Origin of the sequence: Burkholderia cenocepacia (assembly GCF_014211915.1) — a bacterium.
Lineage (GTDB): Bacteria > Pseudomonadota > Gammaproteobacteria > Burkholderiales > Burkholderiaceae > Burkholderia > Burkholderia orbicola.
The window spans coordinates 2,465,734-2,489,300 of sequence record NZ_CP060039.1; the positions used below are offsets into that span (position 1 = coordinate 2,465,734).

The window sequence follows — 23,567 nt, forward strand, 5'->3', positions numbered from 1 at the left end:
CGTCAGGCCGCCGGAGCGGGTTGGACCGCCGGCCGCTTCCCGTACCAGTAGTCGACGATCCAGTCCTCGTACTGATAGGAAGCCGGCACGACCGCCGGATGACCGAGCGTCGTCTTGTACGCGATCCGCGCGTTCGGCATGTAGTACTGCGGGACCAGTACGTACAGGTTGATCAGCACGCGATCAAGGGCGTGCGTGGCCGTCTCGAGATCGTCGAGCGTATTCGCCTCGAGCGCCGCGCGGATCAGCGCATCGACGGCTTTCGACTTCACGCCCGGATAGTTCTCCGAGCCGGGCTGCGAGGCAGCCGCGCTGCCGAAGCGGCGCGTCAGCTCCGCGCCGGGAATCGTCACGGGCGAGTAGATATACGTCGTCATGTCGTACTCGAAATTGTCGAGCCGCTTCTGGTAGAGCGCGCTGTCGATCTCGTGCAGGTACGCATGGATGCCGAGCGTCGCGAGCGCTTGCGTGTACGGCAGGATCAGGCGATCCATGCCGGGCTGGTCGTCGATGATCTCGATCGTCATCGGCGTGCCGTTCGCGTCGCGCAGCGCGCCGTCGCGATAGTGCCAACCGGCCTGCGCGAGCAAGTCGCGCGCTTGCCTGAGGTTCGCGCGCAGCGAGCCCGGCGGCAGCGTCGACGGCTGCTTGACCATCGGCCCGAACACCTCCGGCGGCAGCGTCGAGCGGTACGGTTCGAGCAGCGCGAGCTCCTTCGCGCTCGGCATGCCGGACGCGGCGAACGGGCTCGCGTCCCAGAAGCTGTTGGTGCGGCGGTACTGTCCGTAGAACATCATCCGGCTCATCCAGTCGAAGTCGAACGCCAGCGCGAGCGCATGCCGTACGCGCACGTCCTGGAACATCGGTTTGCGCAGGTTCATCAGGAAGCCCTGCATCTGCGCGGGGCCGTCCGGGAATTCCCCCTTCTTCAGCATGCCGTTGCTGAAATTCTTGCCGACGTACTTGCGCGCCCACTGCGTCGAGCTGTACTCCATCCGCGCGTCGACATCGCCGGCCTTGAACGCCTCGAGCGCCGTGTACTGGTCGAGGTACAGCTTGAACGACACGCGCGCGAAACGGAACATCCCGCGCCGCGACGGCAGATTCGCGGCCCAGTAGTGCGGGTTGCGCACGTACGCGATCTGCTTGTCGTTCCTGCGCTGCTCGATCAGGTACGCGCCGCTCGCGATCGGCGGCTCGTTCGCGATCTGGTCGAACGCCGGCCGCGTACCGTCCGCGCGCTGCCCCCACTTCGGCGAGAACACCGGCAGGTCGCCTGCGATCAGCGCGGCGTCGCGCTCCGCGTGCTTGAACTCGAAGCGGATCGTGTGGCTGTCGACAACCACCGCGCGCTTGATGATCGAGAATTGCGCGTTGTACAGCGGCGACGCCTGCGGGCTCGTCAGCGTATCGAACGAATACTTGACGTCAGCCGCGGTGATTGCGTCGCCGTTCGAAAAGCGCGCGGCCGGATTGATGTGGAACGTCGCGGACAGCCCGTCGACCGCCACCTCGACGTCGTCGGCGATCAGCGCGTATTCGGACGCGAGTTCATCCCAGCTGCGCTGCATCAGCGTGTCGAACATCAGGTTCTTGATGTCCGGCGCGGGCGAGCCGCGGGTCAGAAACGGGTTCAGCGAGTCGTAGCTCTGTGCTTCGTCGTAGTTTTCGAAGTTGAGCGTGCCGGTGTCCGGCGCCTGCGGATCCGCATAATCGAAATGCGTGAAGCCCGGCGGGTATTTCGGCTGGTCGTATTGCGCGATGGCCGGCACGGCGCGCGCGACCTGCGGCACGACCGCGGCGGTTACGATCAGCGCTACGCACGCGAACAGCGTGTGCATCCGCCGCCATTTCAACAGTCTCATGTTCAGTCAACCCGGTAGCGTGCCGGCCCGATGCCCGCGCGCGATCAATGCCTGTCGATTCATGCGTTGTCGATACTGGTCTAACCGGCCGTACCGTCATCGCGCCTGGTTAAAAAAGGCCGCTCCGAATTAGGGGTAGTGGACGTGGAGCGGCCTGTCCAAGCAGTTCGGTCTTGCGCGTGTCGGCGTCAGAACTTGTACGTCGCACCAACCTGCGCGAAGCGACCGATGTACGAATACACCGACGTGTCGTACCCGCTCTGGCTCAGCGTGCCGTTCGCGAAGATCGGATCGTACGGCGGTGTGCGGTTGAAGATGTTGTCGATGCCGCCGTAGATCGTCCAGTTCTTGAAGCCCGTGTACGTCAGCATCAGGTTGAACTGGCTGTACGAACCGACTTTCGGCGGCTCCGGCAGCAGGTTCTGCGCGTACGGGCCCGTGAACTGCCACGTCAGCGCCGCGTCGAACTTGCGATAGTTCCAGTCGAGCGTCGTGTTGCCCCGCCAACGCGGGAAGCTGCCGCCGAACGGCTGCGTGATCGTGAAGTTGTTGCCCGCGCCGTTCACCGGTGCGCTGCCCGGGAAGCCGATCTTGTAGCTGTTGATGTACGCCCAGTCGCCCGACAGCGTGAGCATGCCCCAGCCCTTGAGCGGCAGACCCTGGCGGAACGTGCCTTCGAAGCCGTTCGTGTCGAGGTAGCCAAGGTTCTGGTACGGAATCACCTTGTACAGCAACTGGCCGGTCGTCGGATCGGTCACGACCTGCGACGGCTTGCCCTGGCCGATCACGTTGTCGATGCGGATCTTGTACCAGTCGAAGCCGATATCCGTGTAGCGGGCCGGCGAGACCTGGAAGCCGATGTTGAAGTTGCGCGTGCGTTCCGGCGCGAGGTTCGGGTTGCCGACCGTGATCGACGTATAGTTCTGACCGGTGGCCGGGTCGACCTGGATGCCGAGCGTCTGCGACTTGCTGTCCTCGACGAAGGTCGGCGCGCGGAACCCGCGGTTGTACGACGTATACAGCGTGAGCGCCTTGATCGGCTGGTAGCGCAGCGCGAAGCGCGGCGAGAACGCCCCGCCCACGTCCGTGTAGTGGTCGTAGCGACCTGCCTGGCTGAACGTCAGGTTCTCCAGGATCGGCACGTTGACCTGGTAATAGACGGCCGCGACATTGCGCGCGCCGTTCACTGTCTGCAGATCGGGCGAGACCACCGCGCCGCTCATGTATTCCGAGCCCGGCGTCAGCGTTTCGCTCTGGTGCGTGAACTGTGCACCGAAGCCGATGCCGACGTCACCGGTCGGCAGGTGGAACAGGTTCGGTGTCGATAGCGTCGCGTCGATCGTATCGAGCTTCGAGATGCCGAGGTTGTTCGCTTCCTGGTACAGGCCGTTGAACGCGTTCGGCGTCGCGGCCGGGTTCGCGAAATTCAGCGTGCCGTTCTGGTAGATGTTGTTCAGCGCATTCACGTTCAGCTGGTTCGTAAACACGTTCGACACCGTGCTCTGCGAATGGCTGACCGACGTCGCCCAGTCCCAGTCGCCGTACGGCAGCGTGAACGAGCCCTTGATGCCGGCCGCCGCGCGCCAGTAGTTCGCCCAGGTCTTCTGCGCGACCGTGTTCGGGAACGCGTAGGTCAACGGCGTCGCCGCGCCCGTCGTGTTGTACGGGTTGGTCACCGGCACGACCGTGTTGAACGGCGACAGCAACTGCGTCTGCGGATTCCACACCAGCGCCGGGTTCTGCGGGTTGCCGATCACGTTGTTCCACAGGCCATCGTTGGTCGTGGTCGTGTTGTAGCTTTCCAGGAAGTCCGCGAACGCCGTCGTCGTGTCGTTGATCTTGAAGTCGCCATGCAGCTTCGCGTTCAGGCGTTCGGTCATCGGCAGGATCGACGTGCTTTCCGCCGTGTTGAACGCGCAGATCGTGCCCGGCAGGCCGGCCGACAGCGAGTTCGTCGCGGCCTGGCGCACCGCCCCGCCGAACGGGCAGCCGTTCAGCGCCTGCGCACTGCCGTCGGGCATGTTCCAGTAGGACGGCCCGAGCAACGAAAAGCCGCCCGGCTTGCCCGTGAAGTCCTGGTTGCGAGTCGAATCGCGATCGGCAAGCGTGAAACCGTTCGACTTGTAGTAGCTGAGCGCCGCCGTCACGTTGAAGCGGTCGGCGTTCAGGTCGCCGAAGCCGCCGAGCACGCCGAACTTCGTCGTGCCGTCGCCGTTGCCGGCGTTGATCGCGCTGCCGATGCTGCCGTCGAGCTGCAGCCCGCGGAAATTGTGTTTCGTGATGATGTTGACGACGCCGCCGATCGCGTCCGATCCGTATTGCGACACCGCGCCCGTCTTCACGATTTCGATGCGCTCGATGTCGTTGAGCGGCAGCGTGTTGAGGTCGAAGAACGAATCGACGCTGTTCGAGAAGAACGCATACGGCGCCACGCGCTGGCCGTCGACCAGCACGAGCGTGTATTTCTCGGACAGGCCGCGCAGCGCGATGCCGGCCGCGCCGGCCGCGAAGTTGCCCGACTGCCCTTCGCCCCAGCTATTCGCCGAGTTCGCCGTCGCATTGCGCAGGAAGTCGGTCACCGTCACCGCGCCGCTGGCCTGGATCTCCTTCGGCGTGATGGTCTGTACCTGCTGAAAGCCGGTCTTGTCGGATTGCCGGATCAGCGAGCCGGTCACCTCGAAACGCTTGATCTGTGCGACCTTGCCCTGCCCGTTCACGGCCGGGGCGGCGGGCGCCGTGTCGCCCGTCGCAGCCGCACCGGGTGCGACGTCGGGTGCGGCCGCCCCGGTTGCGGCGGGCGTGCTTGCGGTGCCGCTCGCCTGCGCGACGGTCGCGGCCGCAGGCGCGCTGGTCGCGACCGCATCCGCCACGGCGACGGCGCCAGGCGCCGGCTGGCTCTGTGCGAAGGCCGGCACCGCCAGCGTCGCGGTGAGTGCCAGTTCTGCCCAGACTATTCGTTTGATGGCCAACGCTAGTGCTCTCTGCTTCATCTTGTTCCCTCTCGCTCGTCAGTAAGACCCCACCCGCTGCGCGTCCAATCTTGTGAATTCCGCCGCGCTTGCGGAGCACCTGTGTGCCGGAGCCCGCCATTTCCGACCTGCCAACTACCGCGATCCGCACGGATCGACCGCGCAACGCAGACGCCGCATGGTCCTTTCGTATTTTTTTAATTTGTAATACTGATTACTTACGTCGAGAAAACCGCTTGCTTTCTGTTTCGAATGATTCCGGTCCGACGGGCTAGAACAGCCGCGGCGTACCGACCCATACGATCACCGCCTCTTCGTCGTCCGTGTTCTGCCACGCATGCGGCGTCGTCGACTCGTAGTGCGCGGTGTCGCCCGCACCCAGCATGAACGTGCAATCCTCCAGCGTGAGCACGACCTTTCCGCGCATCACGTAGAGAAACTCCTCCCCGGCATGCGTCGTCACTTCCGACGGCGACTGCCCCGCCGGTATCCTGACGAGAATCGCATCGAGCTTGCGACCGTCCACGAGATTCGTCAGCCGGGCAAAGGAACTGGCTGAGTTCGCGAACTGGAAATACTGCAATGCGTCGCCGCGGCACACCGAGCGCGCCTCGGTTGGCGTGTCGATGAAGTATTGCATCGTCACACCGAGCGCCTTCGCGATTCTCACCAGCGACGTGATCGACGGCGTCGCGCGCCCACGCTCGACCTGCGACAGGAACGGCTTCGAGATTCCTGCCGTCGTGGCCGCTTCGTCGAGCGTGAGTTTCAGCCGCTGCCGAAGCGCGCGGATCTTGTTGCCGAGCGAAACCGCGACGAGCACCGATTCATCGGGAGGCAAGACCATGGAAGAACGGAACCTCTCAGTCGAAATCGGTTTGATGTCGGCAGGCCTTCCCCGATGCCATGAGGCTGCCGCCACGGCGCGACACTCTGCTCCCCTTCGCCGCCGGGCGCACGTCGCACGTGCCGCGAAGCGGGATTCCGGCTTCGTGGTCGCGCGATGCACGTTCATTTCATTCGGTTTGCTAATTAACAAGACTGCCCCTTTTCTTCGCCCAGACAGACTTCCCCGCCTTCAAGTAGCCGCAATACCACGTGTATGCGGCAGGGCGCCCATCCCGCATCGCGCGCCTGCTTCCCCCTCCGTCGTTACCGCGACGCCACGACCGTCCAGAGCTTCGCCAGATCCCCCGATCCGTCGGCGCCCTTCACCGTCCGCAGCACCTGGACCGCGTGCGCCTTCTGGCCGGCCACGTAGTACGCCTCGCCGAGCCGCAGCCGCGCCGCATCGGGATGCTCGAGCCCGCCCTTCGCGATCGCCTGCTCCATCATCGACAGCCCCTGCGCCGCGTGGCCCGCGAACACCAGATTCATGCCCGCGTCGATCGGCGCCACCGGATCGGCAGCGTCCGCGCCTGACCGTGCGCGCTTGTCGGCCAGCACCCGCAGCCGTTTCTCGCGGTCCGCCTGCGCATCCTTGCCCAGCACGCCGGACGCGAACCCCTGGTCGATCACCTGCCGGCCTTCGGCCGGCGTGCCCGCCACCAGCGCGAGCTGCGTCATCTCCATATAGGCGTCTGCCGTCGTCAGCGAGCCCGTCACCCGGCGCAACCGGTAGATGTCGAGGTCGAGCGACGACAGGTAACCGGGGCTGCCGCGAATCGCCGAGACCATTTCCTCCCAGTACGCGGGGCTCGGGTGATAAGCCACCAGCATGGCGAGCGCGCTGCGATAGGCGCCGGCATCCTTGCTCTTTTGCGCGCAGGTCGCCAGCATCTGCAACTGCCCTTCGTCCGGCGCGTGGCCGGCCTTCACCTGTGCGTCCGCGCTGGCCTTCAACTGGCTCACGACCTGGCCGCAATCGTTCGACAGGTAATACGACTGCGTAAGCAGCGTGCGCATTTCCGGGTCCGTGCCGCCCGCCTTCAGGTAGCACTGCGCGACGCGGATCGCCTGCGGATAGTTCTTCTGCTGGAAGTAGATCCCCGCGAGCGCCGCCGTCGTCCGCTGCTCGTCCTCGCCCGACAGGCGCCCCGAGTTCAGGACGGTTTCGTAGGCCTGCGCGGCCACGCCCGTATCGCCGGCCGCCATCGCCGCCGCGCCGCGCGTCGCCTCCACCATGTAGGTTTCATACGGCGTGCGATTCGGCACGGCGGCCGCCTGCGCGATCTTGCCGAGCGCGTCGCGATACTTGTGGGCGCGATACAGGTCCTGCGCCGCCGCCAGCGGCTTCGCCACATCGGGCCGCAACGCGTCGGCTGCCCACGCCGGCCGGCCGAGCGCGCAGGCCGCACCGAGCGCCGTCAGCGCCACCATCCGTTTCCATCGTCGCTGGTTCATCGGTTGGCCTGTCCCGTCATTGCATGAACTGTTCGTTGCCGATCAGGCCGATCTTCGTCGCGCCCACGCGCTGCGCGGACGCCAGGACGGCCGCCACGTCCTTGTATGGCGCCAGCTTGTTCGGCCGCAGATGGATCTCCGCCTGCACAGGCTCGTGCGCGACCTGTGTCAGCTTCGCCTCGAGCGCCGCGCGATCCGGCACCGGCGTGCCGTTCCACGTCGTCGTGCCGTCGAAGTCGATGTCGATCTGCACGACTTCCGGCTGTGTCGCGGGCGGCGGTGGGTTCCCCACCGGCAGGTCCATCTTCACCGAATGCATCTGGATCGGGATCGTGATGATCAACATGATCAGCAGCACCAGCATCACGTCGATCAGCGGCGTGGTGTTGATGTCGACCATCACGTCCGGCTCGCTGCTGCTCCCGCCCGAAGGCACGTTCATTCCCATCGTCTGCTCCTGTCGATCTGAGTTAGCGCTTTAGCGCTTGCTCAGATCCCATGCTTCGCGGTCGACCAGAGTTGGCGCTTTAGCGCTTACTCTGGTCCCATGCATAGCGGTCGATCTGAGTTAGCGCTTTAGTGCTTACTTAGATCCCATGCTTCGCCATCAATCAGAACCGGCGCGTGTGCCGCTCCCATGCAACGCTAACCACCCCGCGCCGGCGGTTCCGTGATGAACGACACCTTCGCGATACCCGCCCGCTCGCACATCGTGATGACCCTGCCGATGAACTCGTAGCGCGTGTTCTGGTCGCCCCGCACGTGCACGCTCGGTTGCGGCTGCTGCTGCGACACGCCCTTCAGCTTCGCGAGCAACGTCGCTGCGTCCACCAATTGCTCGCCCCAGAAGAAATCGCCGTCGCGGTTCACCGCGATCTCGACGCTCTTCGGCGTGGTCTGCAGCGGCTGCACGACCTCCTTCGGCAACTGCAGCTGGATCGTGTGCGTGACGACCGGAATCGTGATCAGGAAGATGATCAGCAACACCAGCATCACGTCGACGAGCGGCGTCGTGTTGATGTTCGCGATCACCTCGTCGCTTTCGTCCTGCCCGACGTTCATGCCCATCGCGCGCCTCCGTCGGCCGGTCAGTTCACGAGCGACGCGGCGGGCGACGGCACGCGAGCGGGACGCTTGCTGCCGGCCAGCAGCACGGTATGCAGCTGGGCGCCGAAGTTGCGGACCCGCTCCATCACCGACTTGTTGCGCCGGACCAGGAAGTTGTAGCCGAGTACGGCCGGCACCGCGACCGCCAGGCCGATCGCCGTCATGATGAGCGCCTCGCCCACCGGGCCCGCGACCTTGTCGATCGACGCCTGGCCCGCGATCCCGATCGCCGTCAGCGCGTGATAGATTCCCCAGACCGTGCCGAACAGCCCGACGAACGGCGCGGTCGAGCCGACCGTCGCGAGGAACGCGAGCCCGTCCTGCATGCGGTTCGACACGTTCGTGATCGAACGCTCGACGGACACGTCGATCCACGTGTTGCGGTCCACGGCTTCGAGCAGCGCCTCGTCGTGATGCTCGCCCGCCTCGATCGCCGTTTCGGCGATGAAGCGGAACGGCGACGCCTCGTCGAGCAGCTTCGCGCCCTCGGCCAGCGACGGCGCGCTCCAGAGCTGCGCGTCGGCGAGTTTCGCGCGGCGGTTCGCCCGCAACTGTTCGACGAACTTCGAGATCATGATGTACCAGCTGCCCATCGACATGATCACGAGCAGGATCAGCACGAAGCGCGCGACGAAGTCGCCGTTCTTCCAGAGCGCCCCGAGCCCGTACGGATTCTCGACCGCTTCGGTCGTGGCCGGCGCCGGCGGCGGGGCCGGCTCGGCGGCAGCGGGCGCCTGCGTCGGCGCCGCGGCCTGCGTCGACGCGTCGGATGTCGCCGCGGTTCCGCTCGCTTGCGCGTAAGCGAGTTGCGGTGCAACGAGCCCGTCGATTGCGGCGACGGACATCAACAGGCTTGCCGCCAGCGCGGCCAGAGAACGCTTCGTCATACCCCACTCCAATTCTTTCGTTGAACTTACGATTTAGGTTCAAGCCGGTTTTCACCGGTCCGGCTCCCGCCGGACCGCCCACTGCATCAATTCAGGTTGAACGAGAACGGCACCTGCACCCGTACCGCCTGGCCTTGCGCCACGCATTTGAACCGCTTCACGGTGTTGTAGGCCGCACGATCGAGCACGGGGTCGGCCGACTGGGCCACGCGTTCGTTCGTGATGTTCCCTTCCGCATCCACGACGAACTCGATCGTCACGTCACCCGTGATGTTGTTTTCCTGCGCTTCCTTCGGGTACTGCATCGACGCGCGCATCGAGTCCGAATTCGGGCAGACGACACCCACTTCGTGACTGACCGGCTTGGCCGGCGCGGGCGGTGCGACGACCGGCGCCTGCACGGCCGGCGCGGACGGCACCGGTGCCGACTGGTGCGTGATGGTCGCCTGCTGCGGGGGTGCCTGCACCGGCACTTCGGGCGGCGGCACGAACGGCGGCGGCGGCGGCGCGAACTTCGGCGGCGGAAGCTTGACGACCGGCATCGGCGGGGGCGGCGGCGGCTTCACCGGCTCGATGATGCGGGTTTCGATCGGATGCTGGATCACCTGCACGACCTTGGTCGCGAGGCCATTGAGCAATGCGTAGATCAGCACTGCATGCAACAGGAGGACGACTGCGATGCCGCCGAAACGGCGCACCGGATTCTGCTGCTTCTTGCCGAATTCCCGCGGACGGCCCAGCGTGGCCAGACCGCTGTTCGAAGCAACCAGATGCTCTTCGACTTTCATGCCCACTATCCTTCCCCCAAGCGAATCGCCCAGTTTCGCGATGATGGCCGGCGCCGGAACCGGGTCGGTTCCGTCTCCGCCTCAACTCGAAATTTCATTTTTAATTCAATTGGCAATCCGAATTGAAAGCATAGATTTCGGATCCCGTTTATTCAATTTCAAGGAATCGTTTCAACCGCAACGGGATAGCCGCCCTATCCGGCGTCTATCCCGCACCAGCGTGGTCAGGCAATTGTCAGCTGCGTCGACACAGGCACATTTCTCGTATGACGATTGGATCTTCGTTACACGCTGATGTCAGCCAGGCCGTTCGTCTTGGGTGCAGAAGATAGCAAGGAAAAAATCCGGGCGTCAAACTTTATTTGATACTTGAATACAAAGTTTGGAGGTCTTACTCGAATAACGAGTTAGTAAGCTTCGCCAACCATTTTCCATTAATTCAGTAATTGGTTTGTATGGTTATCGCACTAATTCAGTGCCCACCCCAAATAATCACCAATTTAGTGCCAGCACACCGAATCGGTGCACTCCGGAATGAGCAATGCCGGATGCGCTCATTGTCCGATGCATGGATGGATGCCGATTGACCGCTTTCATGCAGGCGGCGTCCTGTTCAGGCGATATCCGTACGGTCGATCTTCGTTACTTTTAATAGGATTGCAAATCAAAATATGGAAACCTTCTCCAACGATCCAATTCTCACAATGATCTGCATAACGAACGTATCTTCCGACGACGGATAAAGCCGGGGCCACGGGAATTCGTTGCCCGCCCCTCTGCACGCACGGGCATCCCCACCTCACCGAGCCCGGCGGGAAAATGCCCGCGCATGCTTCATCGACACACGACCCGCATCGCTCAGGACAGCATCATCCCCTGCATCCGGTGCGAGAAATGCGCGCGCTCGGCCGTCTCCATCAGCATCAGGAATTCGTCCTGCATCATGTGAATCAGCGCTTGATGATCGCCGGCCTCGAAATAGACTTCCGGCTGCTGCGCGAGGTGTTCCTCGAGAAACGTCTTCATCCCGTACGCCATGCAGACCGGCGGCAGCGCGCCCATGTCGCAATCCTTGAACAGCTCGCGCAACTCGACCTCCCGGGCGAGCACGAGATGGCGCCCCGTCTTCACCCAGAGATCCGACAGGCGCACGGCGTGCGTCGTCGGCAATACAGCGGCGACGTAGCCTTCGGCGTCCTCGAGAAGCACGGTTTTCGCGAGACGATCGCCGGGAATATGCGCGGCGGCGGCCGTCTCCATGCTCGTATGACTATAGGGGTGGTACACGACTTCGTACCGCGATGACTTCTGGCGCAGGCAATCCTGCAGGGTGGCTGAGACCGGCATGGCGCACCTCGTCTGGGCGAATCGGACGAATAGGGCGAACGGCGTTCGCTCCGGATTCGTTCAGCATAGGTCGCATTCCGGCCCAATGGAAATGCCCTCGCGCAGCCCCCTTCCCCATGGCCCCGGCAGCCGCCCCGGTCGCTTTCAAGCCGTTCGTCCGCCCTCGCCGGCATGCGAAATCCGGCCCCGGAATACGCTTGGCAGCCCTCATTTCGTGTAGACGAATGAGGCGCAGGGGCTAAACAAACGTGAAGGAGCCCGACAATTGGCCAATGTCGAAATACTAGACCGTTAGTTGCGTTTGAAGAGAGGCAACGAGATGCCATCGGCGATGGCGTCGTTCAAAGAGCGAACTCGCGAACGCTCGCCATCACGCCGGCAAACCCGCGCCGCCAACGGCTTTCCCGGTGTCCTATACTGAGCCGGCCGCCACCTCCCGCGGCGGAAACCGACTCCCGGAGCAATCATGCATTACCAGTTGATCTACGAACTCGTCGACGATTACCTGTCGCGGCGCGAGCCGTTCCGTGCGGAACATCTGGCGCTCGCGCAGGCCGCGACCGAACGCGGCGAACTGGTGCTCGCCGGCGCGCTGGCGGACCCGGCCGATCAGGCGGTGCTCGTGTTCGAAGGCGATTCGCCAGAAGCGGCCGAATCGTTCGCGCGCGCCGATCCGTACGTGCAGAACGGCCTCGTGAAATCGTGGCGCGTGCGGCCGTGGCGCGTCGTGGTCGGCAAGCACGCGCCGCGTCCGGCGTAAGGCCTGGCTACAGCCACCCCGCCCGCTTGAAACGCCACCACAGCGCGAGGTCGGCGATGGCCATCACCGCGATGCAGCCGTAGAACCCGTATTTCAGGTGCAGCTCGGGCATGTTCGCGAAGTTCATCCCGTAGATGCCGGCGATCATCGTCGGTATCGCGAACAGCGCGGCGAACGAGCCGAGCCGCTTGGTCACCTCGTTCTCCGCGAGCGAAATCATCCCGAGGTTGACCTGGATCGCCGTGACGACCATCTCGCGCCGCCCTTCGATCGTCTTCACGATCCGCTGCAGATGGTCATACACGTCGCGGAAGTAAGCCGCCATCCCGCTGCACACCTGCGGCACGCGCCCGCCGGTGAGCTTCGCGAGCGGCTCCATCAGCGGTGCCGTGTGCTGGTACAGCAGCACGAGCCGGCGCTTCAGAGAATAGAGATCCTCGATGATCGCGCGCGACGACGCCGGCGTCGCCTTCGCGAAGATGCGGTCCTCGAGCTCCTCGAGTTCCGCTCCGAGCGTTTCGAGGATCGGGAAATACCGGTCGACGACCTGATCCATCAACGCGTAGAACACGAACGCCGAACCCTCCCGCAACAAGTGCGGCTCGCGCTCGCAACGCTTGCGCACGTCGCGGAAATCGTGCTCGGTATGGTTGCGGATCGACAGCACGTAATTCGGGCCGACGAATACGTTCAATTCGCCGACCTTGAATTCGTCGTCCTCGTCGAGTTCGACCGTGTGCAGCACCGCGAACAGCGAATCGCCGTATTCCTCGATCTTCGGCCGCTGATGGCCTTTGCGGGCATCCTCGAGCGCCAGCTCGTGCAAGCCGAACTCCTCGCCCATCAGGTCGATTTCCTCGGGCGTCGGGTCCTTCAGCGCGACCCACACGAAGCATTCGGGCTTCGACACGTAATCGCTGATGGCGTCGATGTCGATATCGGCCAGCTTGCGGCCGTCCTGGTAAGCAGCACAGTTGATCAGCATGGTATTCGTGACGTTGCGGTTTGCGCATCAGTTTACCGGTTTGCTGCATGAACGGCCCGGCTTGCGCGGCACGCCGATATTGGTCATGATCGGGCTGCGTGCGCCGCAGCATGCGCGTCGAGGCACTTCTACAGGCCCGCCGGGCCTGCGTTGCGCGATGCACAACGGCCGTGCGGCCCAACCGTCAAGGAGACAGACCTATGTGGTATTTCTCGTGGATACTCGGCATCGGCGTGGCGCTCGGCTTCGGCATCATCAACGCGATGTGGCTGGAAGCGGAAGTATTCTCGCGCGGCGACCAGCGCGGCGATACGTCGGGCCGGCGGTCGGGGAGCGGGCATTCGTGACGCACCTGGTGTTCTTCTGCGGTCACGCCGGCACCGGCAAGACCACGCTCGCGAAGCGGCTCATCGGGCCGCTGATGCGTGCGACCGGCGAAGCGTTCTGCCTGCTCGACAAGGACACGCTGTACGGCCGCTACAGCGCGGCCGCGATGGGCGCGCTCACGGACGATCCGAACGACCGTGACAGCCCGCTCTACCTGAAACATCTTCGCGATCCCGAATACCAGGGGCTGCTCGACACGGCCCGCGACAATCTCTCGCTCGGCATCGGTGCGCTCGTCGTCGGCCCGCTGTCGCGTGAAGTGCGCGACCGGCGCATCCTCGATCGCACGTGGCTCGGCATCGCGCCGGACGTCACGCTGACGGTCGTGTGGGTCCACACATCGGAAGACGTCGCGCACCAGCGGATCGTCGCGCGCGCCAACCCGAACGACGCGTACAAGCTCGCGCACTGGGACGAATACCGGCAGCGCCGCTTCGTGCCGACCGGCCACGAATGCGACGGCATCGTGATGTTCGACAACACCGCGCCGTCCGACGCGGACCTCGACGCGCTGCTGTCTCGCATCGTGCCGCCGCCGCAACCGGCAACGATCGTCCCGCCGCTGCCGGCCTGATCGCGCCGCCCGGCGCCCTTTCCCTTCCCGCAAAAAACAACGCCGGAAGCGCTGCTGCGCTCCCGGCGTCGTACGGCCCTCGTGCCAGTGGCTGGCGAATGGTCTTGCAATGACGATCAGGCGACCGCGTGCACGCGCTCCATCGTGCCGCCGTCGTACAGCTTGCCGAAGCGGTTCGACAGGAACGCCTTCAGCGACACCTTTTCCTGCGGGATAAAACCGCTCTGCGGCAGCTTCTTCTCGCGGAACAGATCCAGCACCGCGCACATCGCGCCGGCCGTCGTGATCTGGATCGCGCTCATGTGCATCCCGCACACGTCCTTCGCGAAGATCTTGCGCGTGAACACGTCCTGCACCAGCTGGCCGTCCTTCACGCCCGTCACCGTGACGAACACGAGCACGACGTCCTGCTTCGTCGACGGCACCGCGCGGCGCATGATCGACTTCAGCGTGTCGCGATCGGTCGACAGACGCAGGTCTTCCAGCAGAAACTGGACGAGCTCGCGGTGGCCCGGATAGCGCACCGACTTGTAGTCGAGCGTCTCGACCTTGCCCGACAGCGTCTCGCACAGCGTGCCCAGGCCGCCCGACGTGTTGAACGCTTCGTATTCGGTGCCGTCGAGCGAGAAGTGTTCGAGGCCCTCGAGCGGCTGCACCCACTGCTTGCGGCCGTCGCGGATCGCTTCGCACGGCTGGCAGTATTCGTTGATCAGGCCGTCGACGCTCCACGTCAGGTTGTACTTCAGCGCGTTGGTCGGATATTCGGGCAGCGCGCCGACGCGCATCTTCACGTCGCGCACTTCGCTGAAGCCGTTCACGAGCTCGTGCGCGGCGATGCCGATGAAGCCCGGCGCGAGGCCGCACTGCGGCATGAACGCGCGGTCGGAGCCGTCGGCCAGTTCGCGGATCGCGTGGGTGGCGCGCACGTCTTCGGTCAGGTCGAAGTAGTGAACGCCGGCCGCCTTCGCGGCCGCGGCCACGTTGACCGCGAGGTAGTAAGGCAGCGCGTTGACGAGCGCATCGAAGCCCTTCACTGCTTCGCGGATCGCATTCGCGTCGGCCGAATCGACCCGTTGCGTCGCGATGCCTTCGCGCGACAGCTTCGCGAGCGCATCCGCATCGCGGTCGAACGCGACGACTTCGTAGTCGCCCGTTTCGCGCAGCATGTGAGCAATGGTGTGGCCGATCAGACCTGCGCCGACGATGGCGATTTTCATGCGCTTATCTCCTGATGATGGGTTTCGTGTTGGTGTACGGCGTCGAGCCATGAACACAGTTTAGGGGCGCTCAAAATCAGTTCCAAGACGAAGAATGATGCGAAACGACCGATAGTTTCAACGTTATGACGACACTTTTCGCCGAAACGACCAATTCATCTAAAAATCGCGTAACGGCGCTGTCGCAACCCGGCCGTTGGCGGTTGCGCATTGCAACGACGAAGACGAGGACGCACGGCATGGTTCCCGACACACGAACTGCACATGCGTCACGGCCTACACGCCGGTCGAAGCGGAATACGGAAAGGAGAGTCGGGAGAGAGACGCGCGAAGTGCGCGGAAGGATGGCGACGGGCACTCATGCCGATCATGAGGTACAACGAAGCCGATACGAAGGCGGCCGGGCATCTACCCGCCGTTAATCCAGACACCCGTGACGCAGCGAAACCGGCGCCGCCATGCGCTTGCGCCGTCCGTCATGCGCGGTGCCGCATGCAACGGGTCAGCCGCCGATCGTCCCGCGGTCGATCTTGCGCGACAGGATGATCGACGTCGTCGTGCGCTCGACGCCTTCGAGCGTGCCGATCTGGTCGAGCAGGTCGTTGAGCCGTTCCGGCGAATCGGCGCGCAGCCACGCGACGTAGTCGTACTCGCCGCTCACCGCGCACAACAGCTGGACTTCCGGCATCCGGTCGAGCTTGCGCAAGACGTCCTTGCCGAATTTCGGCGTGAGGATGATGCCGACGTACGCATAGATGCTGGCGTCCAGCACGTCCTGCCCGAGCCGCACGCTGTACCCGGCGATCACGTTCGTGCGTTCGAGCCGCGCGATGCGCGCGACGACCGTCGTGCGCGCCACGTCGAGCTGGCGCGCGAGATCCGCGACGCTGGCGCGCGCATCGGCTTGCAGCAGCGCGACGAGTTGCCGGTCGAGATCGTCGAGTTGGTCGAGGCGGGGTGGGCGCATGACGCTGGGCCGGTACGCATGTGCCGGCGGAGTGGAAAGTGACGCGATGATAGCGCCGATCGCCGGCGCGCCCAACCGGCACGGCCCGGATTCGCAGCTTCGATTTCGATTCGTATCGGATGTAAGCAAGTGTCGCATTCCCTGCCGCGCTGCATGCAACGTGCTACTAATAGCGGGCGACGCGACAGGCGCGCCGGCGGCGATGGCCGCCGCGCCCGCTCGCCAGACACCACCCCGGAGAGCCAACCATGAAGAAAATCTCGCTCACCCTCGCTACGCTCGTCGTTGCAGCCAGCGCATTCGCGCAGACCCCGGCGCAGCCGCAAGCGCCCGCCCAGGCACCGGCCACGGCGGCCGCGGCATCGGCCCGAGCGCAGAGCAGCGCGCGGCCCGCCACGAGGCGCGCATCGAGCAGCGCATCAAGTACCTGCACGACCAGTTGAAGATCACGTCGGCGCAGGAACCGCAATGGAAGACGTTCGCCGACACGATGCGCGACAACGGCGCAACGATGGGCCGCCTCTATGGCGAACGGATGGCGAAGCACGACGTGTCCGCGCTCGACGACATGAAGCAGTACGCGGAACTGTCGCAGGCGAACGCCGATGGCGCGAAGAAGCTCGCCGACGCGTTCGCGCCGCTGTACGAGAGCTTCCCGGCCGAGCAGAAGGTGCTGGCCGACACGACGTTCCGCAGCTGGCTGCACCACGGCGGCGAGCACCGCGGCAAGGGCAAGACGAAGGGCAAGGACGGCAAGGCAGCCGCCGCGCCGGCCGCAAGCGCACCCGCGCAGCCCTGACCCTCCCCGCCGGCGCCGTGCCGGCCCGCCCGGGGCCGAACGGCGCCGCGCCGCGATCGGCGATCGGCGCGTCACACGGCGCGCCGAATTCGGGATAAGCTCCCGGCTTTTCCCGCTTTCCCGCCCTTCCCCGCCATGCTCGAACTCAAGCAACTCGATCTGCGTACCGATCCGCAGGCCCGTCGCGTCGTCAAGGACGAAACCGTCGCCGTGTCCTTCGCGGACGCCGACGGCGAACTGATGAGCCTCGAAGGCCCGAACCGTTATGTCGCGGGCGACGCGCTGATCACCGGCTCGACCGGCGACCGCTGGGTCGTGTCGCGCGCGCGCTTCGACGCCAAATACCTGCCCGCCGATCCGGCACTCGCGCACGGCACGCCGGGCGCCTACCGCAACCGGCCGGCCGTCGTGCTCGCGCGCCGGATGGACGAGGCGTTTACGATCGCCCGCTCGGAAAACGGCGACACGCTGCGCGGCGCCGCCGGCGACTGGGTAATGCAATACGCGCCCGGCGACTACGGCGTCGTGCAGGCGCAGCGCTTCGCGCAGGTCTACCGCGACGCGTAACGCCTGACGCACCGCGCCGGCCGAGGCCGGCGCCACGGCTCACGCAAAGTCTTCGTCGAGTTCGAGTTCCGCGTCGCGCTCGACGGCCTCGCCGGCCGCGTGCCGCTCTTCGAGCGAGCCGAGCATCGCTTCCGTATACGCATGCAGCACCGCATGGCTGCGCGCGCGCTGCATCGGCTTGAGCGCCAGGTAGCGCGCGAGCGCGGCCGGCACGATCCGGATGTCGAGCGTCATCCGCTTCGGCGTCGCGCCGAACCGCATCGCCAGCCAGTGCACGGACAGGAAGCGCCCGCGTTCGTCGCTGCTTTCGGCGAAGCGTGTTTGCTCCGGAAAGAGATCGCAGATCACGCGTGCCAGCGCGTCGAATTCCGCGCTCTGGCATTCGATCAGATAGTCGTCCATTGCGCTCTCCCGTCAGGCCGCCGCACGCGACGGCCGGCACGCCTTCACCAGCGCGATCACCAGGATCGCGACCAGCACGACATACGCGGCCTCGACCCACGCGGCCGGCAGCACGCGCACCTGGTACAGCAGCGTCGGCGTCGCCGCGAGCGCATGCAGCACGATCGCGAGCGGCAACACGGCCATCCGGCCGGCCCGCACGCCGCGCCACACCAGCACCGACAGCGCCAGTTGCACCGCGAACGCCGCGCAGCGCTCGAGCAGCAACAGCAGGATCGACTGGGCCGACAGCGTCGCGAGCATCATGTGCAGCCGCACCACGGTGTCGACCGGCAGGTCGGACAACTGCGTCTCGAGCTGGCCGCGGCTCGCGAGCCACGCGAGATACGACCACTGGCCCCAGACGAGCACGCCGACGAACCACGCTTCGGCGCCGCCGTGACCGATGCCGTAGCCGATCCCGCGACCGTCGCCGGCCGATGCGCCATAGCGGCGGTCCAGAAAACGCATCCCGACATAGCGGCCGACTTCCTCGAATACGGCGGTCGCGAGCGCGCTGTACGCGACGAACGCGAGCGGCTGCGTCAGCCAGCCGTCCTCGGGCGTGTGGCTCAGCACGAGCCCGTGGAACGCGCGCTCGAGGATCATCGCGAACAGCGTGAAGACGGTGACGCCGACGATCGTGTCGCGGCGGTTGAGCGCAAGCGGCTTGCGCAGGATGCGGTAGAGGACGAGCGGCAGCAGCGCGATGATCAGCGTGGCGGCGATCAGCGCGGCCAGCGTGACGGGAGCGACAGTCATGTATTTCCTTGGTTCGAAGCAGCGCACCTGACACGCCGCGTGCCCCGAATGATACTCAGCTTGCGGTCGACGCGCGCGCAATCAACTCGCCGGGCAGCATCGCGACGCGCACGTCGCCCGCCGCGCCGTCGATCCGCTCGTGCACGAATTCGACGGCCTTGTAGCCGATTTCGTAGGTCGGCTGACGGATCGTCGTAATGCCGATCAGCTCGGCCCATTCCGGATCGTCGATCGACAGCAGCGCCGCCTTTTGCTGCCACGCGGCGCCGAAGCGCGCGCGCAGGTGGCGCGCGATCGCCAGCGCGACCGGCGCGTTCGCGGCGAACAGCGCCGCGCGCACGCCGCGCCGGGCTGCATCGTCGATGCGGGCATCGACGTCGGCGAGCGCCGCCGCGGCCGCGGCGGGTTCGTTCAGGTCGAGCACGACCGTCGGCGGCACCGGCAGCCCGCGTGCGGCCAGCGCCGCGCGGAACGCGGCCTCGCGCACGCGCCGCGAGCTGACCTGCTCGAACGGCTGCACGACGAAGTGGATCGCGTCGAAACCGTGCTCGACCAGATGCGCGAGCGCCGTCTCGATCGCGTCGGTGTTGTCGAGGCCGATCAGGTCGGCCTCGAAGCCCTCGACCGTGCGGTCGACGAGCACCGCCGGAATGCCGGCGCCGCGCAGCGGGCGCAGCACGTCTTCCTCGGCGCCGAGCGCGTTGACGATCAGCCCTTCGACGCGGTAGGTCGTGAGCAGCTGCAGGAAGCGGCGCTCCATCTCGACTTCGTTCGCCGCGTGACAGATGAGCGGCATGTAGCCGAGCGCATGGCACGCGGCCTCGACGCCCTGCAGCACTTCGACGGTGTAAGGATTGGTCAGGTCGGCCGCGAGCATGCCGAGCAGCCGGTTACGGCCGCGCTTGAGCCCGCGCGCCATCTGGTTCGGCCGGTAGTTGAGGCGCGCGATGGCCGCCTCGATCCGCTGGCGCAGATCGACGGACAGCACGTGCGTCTCGCCGTTCAGATAGCGCGAAACGCTGGTCTTGCCCGTGCCGGCCTCGCGCGCGACGTCGCTGATCGTCGCCGGACGCGTCGTGGAAGGTTGCGTATCGGTCACTGTCGTGCCTCGCGACGTACGATCCGCGCCGCTTCGTGAGCAGACGGACCTTTGTTGTTGGAAACGTAAGCCAACCGGCGGCCTCCCCTGTCCTGGCGCGTCGGCGCCTGCGCTGGCCCGGTGCTGCGCGGTCGAGCCGCGCCCGCCAGCAGCGTGCTACGGCAGTCGGCCGCACCGGAGCTGGCGCGGATGCCCGTCGCGCGACGCCGCCGGCCGCGTGGCCGGCCGTCGATACGACGAGCGCGGGCGATCATAACGCAGCCAGCCCTTCGGCACCAAGATCATCGACTCTAACGGTGCCGGCACCGTGCCGGCCGGTTGCCTCGGGCGGCTCAGGCGTGCGCCAGCGCATCCGGATTGACGAGATTCGTGCGCAGCGTGCCGGCCAGCGCGCCGACGAGGTTTTCCGCGGCGCAGCGCGCCATCGCATGGCGCGTCTCGTGCGTCGCCGAGCCGATATGCGGCAGCGCGACGACGTTCTTCATCTGCAGCAGCGGCGAATCCGCCGGCAGCGGCTCCTTCTCGAACACGTCGAGCCCCGCGCCGCGGATCGTCCCCGCGCGCAGCGCGTCGACCAGCGCGGCTTCGTCGACCACGGGCCCGCGCGATGCATTGATCAGGATCGCGCCGCGTTTCATCTTCGCGAATTCGGGCGCGCCGATCAGGTGGCGCGTGTCGGGCGACAGCGGCACCTGCAGGCACACGAAATCGGACTGCGCGAGCAACTCGTCGAGCGTCACGCGCCGGGCGCCGTACTGCGTCTCGGCCTCGGCATGCGCGGACCGGTTCGCGTACAACACCTGCATCCGGAAGCCGAGCGCCGCGCGGCGCGCGACCGCGCCGCCGATCCGCCCGAGCCCGACGATGCCGAGCGTCTTGCCCTGCACGTCGGTGCCGTACAGGTCCGGGCCGATGCTGCGATGCCAGTTGCCGGCCTTCACCCATTCGGCCAGTTCGACCACGCGCCGCGCGGAGGCCAGGATCAGCGAAAACACCGTATCGGCCGTCGACTCGGTCAGCACGTCCGGCGTATGCGCGAGCACGATGCCGCGCCGCGTGAAATCGGCGACGTCGAAGTTGTCGTAACCGACCGAGATCGTCGACCACGCCTTCAGCCGCGGCGCGCGATCGAGCATCTGCGGCGTGACCTTCAGGCTCGCGCCGATCGCGCCGTCCGCGTCGCCGAGCGCGGCGGCGAGCGCGTCGGCGCCGTCGGCCTGCACGACGTCCGCATGCTCGCGCAGGTACGCGAGAACGTCATCGGGCAGCGGCTTGTACGCGACGATACGGGGCTTCATCGTTTCATTTTCCTTGCAGCGGCGCCGCGAGCGGATGCGCATCGCGCGCCTGGGGTTTGACGGACAGCGTGAGGATCACCGCGGCGACGAGCGCGGCGCTCATGAATGCGTACGACGCGACGGGCGACCCGGTCGCACCGTTCAGGTAGCCGACGAAGTACGAGCCGACGAACGAGCCGAGCGCGCCCATGCTGTTGATCAGCGCCATCGCGCCGCCGGCGACGTTCTTCGGCAGCAGTTCCGGCACGATCGCGAAGAACGGGCCGTACGGCGCATACATCGCGGCGCCCGCGACGACCAGCAGCGCGTACGAAATCCAGAAATGCGACGAACCGAGCGCATACGACGCGGCGAACGCGGCCGCGCCGACCAGCAGGAACGGCCACACGAAGCCGCGGCGCGAGCCAACCTTGTCGGATGCCCACGAAGCGGCGAGCATCGCGATCGTCGCCGCGAGGTACGGCAGCGCGGACAGCCAGCCGGTCGCGACCATCCCGAGATCGGAACCGTTCTTCACGATCGACGGCAGCCACAGCACGAAGCCGTACACGCCGATGCTCCAGCAAAAATACTGCGCGCACAGCTTGATCACGGCCGGCGAACGGAACGCCTCGCCATAGTTGCGCACGGGCTTGATCGCCGCCTGCTCGGCCGCGAGCGCGGCGTCGAGGTCGCGCTTTTCCTGCGCGCTCAACCACGGCGAATCGGCCGGCTTGTCCTGCACGAGGAACCACCAGCACACGGCCCAGATGACGGCCGGCACGCCTTCGGCGATGAACATGTGGCGCCAGCCGAATTCATGCACGAGATAGCCCGACACGATCGACATCCACAGCACGGTGACCGGGTTGCCGAGGATCAGGAACGTGTTCGCGCGCGAGCGCTCGTTCTTCGTGAACCAGTTGCTGATGTAGATCAGCATCGCCGGCATCACGGCCGCCTCGACGACGCCCAGCACGAAGCGGATCGCCATCAGCGACGGGATGTTGCTGACCACGCCGGTCAGCGCCGCGCAGCCGCCCCACAGCACGAGGCTGACGAACACGAGCTTCTTCACGCTGCGGCGTTCCGCGTAGATCGCGCCGGGAATCTGGAAGAAGAAGTAGCCGAGGAAGAACAGCGCGCCGATCAGCGACGACAGGCCCTTGCTGATGCCGAGATCCTGGTTGATGCCGGCCGCCGCCGCGAACCCGTAGTTCGCGCGATCGAGGTAAGCGAGGCTGTAGGTGATGAAGACGATCGGCATGATCGTCCACCACCGACGGGCTGCGAGATTGGCTGCCATGAGAGTGTCTCCGTATATGGACCGGAGTGGGCGCGCTGGCGCCTGCCCGGCCTCGAACAAAACTACTGTGCGTCGCGCACGAAATGGATCCGCGGATTGTGCCGTGTCCGGCCTCTCATTGCGCGGTGACGGTTTCCTCTAAGCGATCGGCGTGATTGCTGACCTTTTCGAGTCGGTCGAGCGCGTCGCGCGTCGGCAATCCTTCCGAATCGCCGATCACCTGGATCGCGAGCGCACCGATCCGGTTGCCGCGTGCGACCGCCTGCTCGACGCTGCGCCCTTCGAGCAGCGCGCTGACCACGCCGACCGCGAAGCCGTCGCCGGCGCCGACCGTATCGACGACCTTGTCGACGCGCTCGCCGGCGACCGTGCCTTCGCGGCCGTCGGCCGTGCGGAAATACGCGCCCTGCTCGCCGAGCTTGATCACGACGCCGCGCACGCCCTGCGCGAGATAGAAGCCCGCGATGTCGGCCGGCCTGTCGTGCCCGGTGAGTTGCCGCCCTTCGGCGAGGCCCGGCAGCACCCAGTCGGCGAGCGTCGCGAGCGCATTCAGCGTCTTCGCCATCACGTCCGCGGACGGCCACAGCGTCGGGCGCAGGTTCGGGTCGAACGAGATCGTCTTGCCGGCCGCACGCATCTCGCGCGCGAGCCGGAACGCGAGTTCGCACGACGTCGCCGAGATCGCCGGCGCGACGCCGGTCAGGTGCAGGTGGCGCGCGCCGAGCACGTAGTCGGCCACGTAGTCGTCGCACGACAGGTGGCTCGCCGCCGAACCCTTGCGGAAATATTCGACGGTCGGGTCGCTACCGTCGTCGTTGCGCGACTTCAGCTGGAAACCGGTCGGGTAGCGCGGGTCGACGGTCACGCACGACGCGTCGATGCCCTCGCGCGCCAGCGTGTCAAGCACGTAGCGGCCGAACGAATCGCGGCCGACCCGGCTCATCCAGCCGACCCGGAAACCGAGCCGCGACAGGCCGATCGCGACATTCAGGTCGGCGCCGGCGATCCGCTTCGCGAATTGCCCGGCGTGCGCGAGATGGCCGGGCTCCGTCGCGACGAACATCGCCATCGCTTCGCCGTAGGTCACGACATCGAGTGCTGCTTTCATGACTGAACTCCT

Annotated in this window: 22 protein-coding genes and 1 pseudogene; 5 read left to right on the forward strand and 18 right to left on the reverse strand. The window is 65.9% G+C overall.

Annotated elements, in window-relative coordinates; all coding sequences use genetic code 11:
- Positions 1 to 2: 2 nt before the first annotated feature.
- From SY91_RS11735 to SY91_RS11775, 9 genes are all read right to left on the reverse strand, one after another.
- Positions 3 to 1,865, reverse strand: coding sequence for an extracellular solute-binding protein (locus SY91_RS11735; RefSeq protein ID WP_185920922.1), 1,863 nt, complete (start codon positions 1,863 to 1,865; stop codon positions 3 to 5).
- A 188-nt stretch (positions 1,866 to 2,053) separates the two neighbouring features.
- Positions 2,054 to 4,855: a TonB-dependent receptor gene (locus tag SY91_RS11740; protein WP_185920923.1), complete on the reverse strand. Its 2,802-nt coding sequence runs from the start codon at positions 4,853 to 4,855 to the stop codon at positions 2,054 to 2,056.
- Between the two features lie 250 nt (positions 4,856 to 5,105).
- Positions 5,106 to 5,681 (reverse strand): helix-turn-helix domain-containing protein, encoded by a 576-nt coding sequence (locus tag SY91_RS11745; RefSeq protein WP_027812802.1) that lies wholly within the window; start codon positions 5,679 to 5,681, stop codon positions 5,106 to 5,108.
- 305 nt (positions 5,682 to 5,986) lie between these two features.
- Complete coding sequence (locus SY91_RS11750; protein WP_185920924.1) at positions 5,987 to 7,177, reverse strand: tetratricopeptide repeat protein; 1,191 nt, start codon at positions 7,175 to 7,177, stop codon at positions 5,987 to 5,989.
- Between the two features lie 16 nt (positions 7,178 to 7,193).
- Complete coding sequence (locus SY91_RS11755) at positions 7,194 to 7,625, reverse strand: ExbD/TolR family protein (RefSeq protein WP_006475979.1); 432 nt, start codon at positions 7,623 to 7,625, stop codon at positions 7,194 to 7,196.
- A gap of 197 nt (positions 7,626 to 7,822) precedes the next feature.
- Complete coding sequence (locus SY91_RS11760; protein WP_006475978.1) at positions 7,823 to 8,245, reverse strand: ExbD/TolR family protein; 423 nt, start codon at positions 8,243 to 8,245, stop codon at positions 7,823 to 7,825.
- Positions 8,246 to 8,265: 20 nt separating this feature from the next.
- Complete coding sequence (locus SY91_RS11765) at positions 8,266 to 9,171, reverse strand: MotA/TolQ/ExbB proton channel family protein (RefSeq protein ID WP_006475977.1); 906 nt, start codon at positions 9,169 to 9,171, stop codon at positions 8,266 to 8,268.
- Between the two features lie 86 nt (positions 9,172 to 9,257).
- Positions 9,258 to 9,959: an energy transducer TonB gene (locus SY91_RS11770; protein WP_006481523.1), complete on the reverse strand. Its 702-nt coding sequence runs from the start codon at positions 9,957 to 9,959 to the stop codon at positions 9,258 to 9,260.
- An 858-nt stretch (positions 9,960 to 10,817) separates the two neighbouring features.
- A complete protein-coding gene (locus SY91_RS11775) occupies positions 10,818 to 11,306 on the reverse strand; it encodes an aminoacyl-tRNA deacylase (RefSeq protein ID WP_006475975.1) in 489 nt (162 codons plus the stop codon).
- Between the two features lie 466 nt (positions 11,307 to 11,772).
- On the opposite strand from SY91_RS11775, the gene SY91_RS11780 reads away from it, so the two are divergent.
- Positions 11,773 to 12,066 (forward strand): YciI-like protein, encoded by a 294-nt coding sequence (locus SY91_RS11780; RefSeq protein ID WP_006475974.1) that lies wholly within the window; start codon positions 11,773 to 11,775, stop codon positions 12,064 to 12,066.
- A gap of 7 nt (positions 12,067 to 12,073) precedes the next feature.
- On the opposite strand, the gene corA is transcribed toward SY91_RS11780, so the two are convergent.
- Positions 12,074 to 13,051: a magnesium/cobalt transporter CorA gene (gene corA, locus SY91_RS11785; protein ID WP_006475972.1), complete on the reverse strand. Its 978-nt coding sequence runs from the start codon at positions 13,049 to 13,051 to the stop codon at positions 12,074 to 12,076.
- 200 nt (positions 13,052 to 13,251) lie between these two features.
- Between corA and cydX the strand changes: the two genes are divergently transcribed.
- Together cydX and SY91_RS11795 are read left to right on the forward strand one after the other, a co-directional pair.
- Complete coding sequence (gene cydX / locus SY91_RS11790; protein ID WP_124477817.1) at positions 13,252 to 13,398, forward strand: cytochrome bd-I oxidase subunit CydX; 147 nt, start codon at positions 13,252 to 13,254, stop codon at positions 13,396 to 13,398.
- The gene (locus SY91_RS11795) at positions 13,395 to 14,012 is read left to right on the forward strand and encodes an AAA family ATPase (protein WP_011694291.1); all 618 of its coding nucleotides are present in this window, start codon (positions 13,395 to 13,397) and stop codon (positions 14,010 to 14,012) included. The genes cydX and SY91_RS11795 overlap by 4 nt, the downstream gene beginning before the upstream one ends.
- A gap of 116 nt (positions 14,013 to 14,128) precedes the next feature.
- On the opposite strand, the gene SY91_RS11800 is transcribed toward SY91_RS11795, so the two are convergent.
- Positions 14,129 to 15,229, reverse strand: coding sequence for a saccharopine dehydrogenase family protein (locus SY91_RS11800; RefSeq protein WP_006481527.1), 1,101 nt, complete (start codon positions 15,227 to 15,229; stop codon positions 14,129 to 14,131).
- A 502-nt stretch (positions 15,230 to 15,731) separates the two neighbouring features.
- A complete protein-coding gene (locus tag SY91_RS11805) occupies positions 15,732 to 16,196 on the reverse strand; it encodes an Lrp/AsnC family transcriptional regulator (protein ID WP_006481526.1) in 465 nt (154 codons plus the stop codon).
- Positions 16,197 to 16,444: 248 nt separating this feature from the next.
- Here SY91_RS11805 and SY91_RS11810 point away from each other — a divergent pair.
- Together SY91_RS11810 and SY91_RS11815 are read left to right on the forward strand one after the other, a co-directional pair.
- Positions 16,445 to 16,995 (forward strand): annotated as a pseudogene (locus tag SY91_RS11810) (Spy/CpxP family protein refolding chaperone).
- A gap of 135 nt (positions 16,996 to 17,130) precedes the next feature.
- Entirely contained in the window at positions 17,131 to 17,562 is a 432-nt protein-coding gene (locus SY91_RS11815; RefSeq protein ID WP_006475969.1) for a PGDYG domain-containing protein, read from the forward strand.
- Between the two features lie 39 nt (positions 17,563 to 17,601).
- On the opposite strand, the gene SY91_RS11820 is transcribed toward SY91_RS11815, so the two are convergent.
- From SY91_RS11820 to SY91_RS11845, 6 genes are all read right to left on the reverse strand, one after another.
- Entirely contained in the window at positions 17,602 to 17,964 is a 363-nt protein-coding gene (locus SY91_RS11820) for a DUF3022 domain-containing protein (RefSeq protein WP_006475968.1), read from the reverse strand.
- Positions 17,965 to 17,976: 12 nt separating this feature from the next.
- Positions 17,977 to 18,765, reverse strand: coding sequence for a YhfC family intramembrane metalloprotease (locus SY91_RS11825; RefSeq protein WP_011549758.1), 789 nt, complete (start codon positions 18,763 to 18,765; stop codon positions 17,977 to 17,979).
- A gap of 55 nt (positions 18,766 to 18,820) precedes the next feature.
- Positions 18,821 to 19,864 carry a LacI family DNA-binding transcriptional regulator gene (locus tag SY91_RS11830; protein WP_006475966.1) on the reverse strand — a complete coding sequence of 348 codons (1,044 nt, stop codon included), beginning with the start codon at positions 19,862 to 19,864 and terminating at the stop codon, positions 18,821 to 18,823.
- A 332-nt stretch (positions 19,865 to 20,196) separates the two neighbouring features.
- On the reverse strand, positions 20,197 to 21,162 hold the full coding sequence (locus tag SY91_RS11835; RefSeq protein ID WP_077218648.1) for a 2-hydroxyacid dehydrogenase: 966 nt from the start codon (positions 21,160 to 21,162) through the stop codon (positions 20,197 to 20,199).
- Positions 21,163 to 21,166: 4 nt separating this feature from the next.
- Positions 21,167 to 22,447 carry an MFS transporter gene (locus tag SY91_RS11840; protein ID WP_006475964.1) on the reverse strand — a complete coding sequence of 427 codons (1,281 nt, stop codon included), beginning with the start codon at positions 22,445 to 22,447 and terminating at the stop codon, positions 21,167 to 21,169.
- Positions 22,448 to 22,562: 115 nt separating this feature from the next.
- Complete coding sequence (locus tag SY91_RS11845) at positions 22,563 to 23,555, reverse strand: sugar kinase (protein ID WP_124477818.1); 993 nt, start codon at positions 23,553 to 23,555, stop codon at positions 22,563 to 22,565.
- Positions 23,556 to 23,567: the final 12 nt, after the last annotated feature.

Excerpts from the sequence above, each read along its gene's own strand:
- SY91_RS11735 (WP_185920922.1), bottom strand. The coding sequence starts at position 1,865 with ATGAGACTGTTGAAATGGCGGCGGATGCACACGCTGTTCGCGTGCGTA.
- SY91_RS11805 (WP_006481526.1), bottom strand. The coding sequence starts at position 16,196 with ATGCGCCCACCCCGCCTCGACCAACTCGACGATCTCGACCGGCAACTC.
- SY91_RS11775 (WP_006475975.1), bottom strand. The coding sequence starts at position 11,306 with ATGCCGGTCTCAGCCACCCTGCAGGATTGCCTGCGCCAGAAGTCATCG.
- SY91_RS11760 (WP_006475978.1), bottom strand. The coding sequence starts at position 8,245 with ATGGGCATGAACGTCGGGCAGGACGAAAGCGACGAGGTGATCGCGAAC.
- SY91_RS11800 (WP_006481527.1), bottom strand. The coding sequence starts at position 15,229 with ATGAAAATCGCCATCGTCGGCGCAGGTCTGATCGGCCACACCATTGCT.
- SY91_RS11835 (WP_077218648.1), bottom strand. The coding sequence starts at position 21,162 with ATGAAGCCCCGTATCGTCGCGTACAAGCCGCTGCCCGATGACGTTCTC.
- SY91_RS11755 (WP_006475979.1), bottom strand. The coding sequence starts at position 7,625 with ATGGGAATGAACGTGCCTTCGGGCGGGAGCAGCAGCGAGCCGGACGTG.
- SY91_RS11740 (WP_185920923.1), bottom strand. The coding sequence starts at position 4,855 with ATGAAGCAGAGAGCACTAGCGTTGGCCATCAAACGAATAGTCTGGGCA.
- SY91_RS11815 (WP_006475969.1), top strand. The coding sequence starts at position 17,131 with ATGCTCGAACTCAAGCAACTCGATCTGCGTACCGATCCGCAGGCCCGT.
- SY91_RS11825 (WP_011549758.1), bottom strand. The coding sequence starts at position 18,765 with ATGACTGTCGCTCCCGTCACGCTGGCCGCGCTGATCGCCGCCACGCTG.
- SY91_RS11765 (WP_006475977.1), bottom strand. The coding sequence starts at position 9,171 with ATGACGAAGCGTTCTCTGGCCGCGCTGGCGGCAAGCCTGTTGATGTCC.
- SY91_RS11770 (WP_006481523.1), bottom strand. The coding sequence starts at position 9,959 with ATGAAAGTCGAAGAGCATCTGGTTGCTTCGAACAGCGGTCTGGCCACG.
- SY91_RS11750 (WP_185920924.1), bottom strand. The coding sequence starts at position 7,177 with ATGAACCAGCGACGATGGAAACGGATGGTGGCGCTGACGGCGCTCGGT.
- cydX (WP_124477817.1), top strand. The coding sequence starts at position 13,252 with ATGTGGTATTTCTCGTGGATACTCGGCATCGGCGTGGCGCTCGGCTTC.
- SY91_RS11820 (WP_006475968.1), bottom strand. The coding sequence starts at position 17,964 with ATGGACGACTATCTGATCGAATGCCAGAGCGCGGAATTCGACGCGCTG.
- SY91_RS11840 (WP_006475964.1), bottom strand. The coding sequence starts at position 22,447 with ATGGCAGCCAATCTCGCAGCCCGTCGGTGGTGGACGATCATGCCGATC.
- SY91_RS11845 (WP_124477818.1), bottom strand. The coding sequence starts at position 23,555 with ATGAAAGCAGCACTCGATGTCGTGACCTACGGCGAAGCGATGGCGATG.
- corA (WP_006475972.1), bottom strand. The coding sequence starts at position 13,051 with ATGCTGATCAACTGTGCTGCTTACCAGGACGGCCGCAAGCTGGCCGAT.
- SY91_RS11780 (WP_006475974.1), top strand. The coding sequence starts at position 11,773 with ATGCATTACCAGTTGATCTACGAACTCGTCGACGATTACCTGTCGCGG.
- SY91_RS11745 (WP_027812802.1), bottom strand. The coding sequence starts at position 5,681 with ATGGTCTTGCCTCCCGATGAATCGGTGCTCGTCGCGGTTTCGCTCGGC.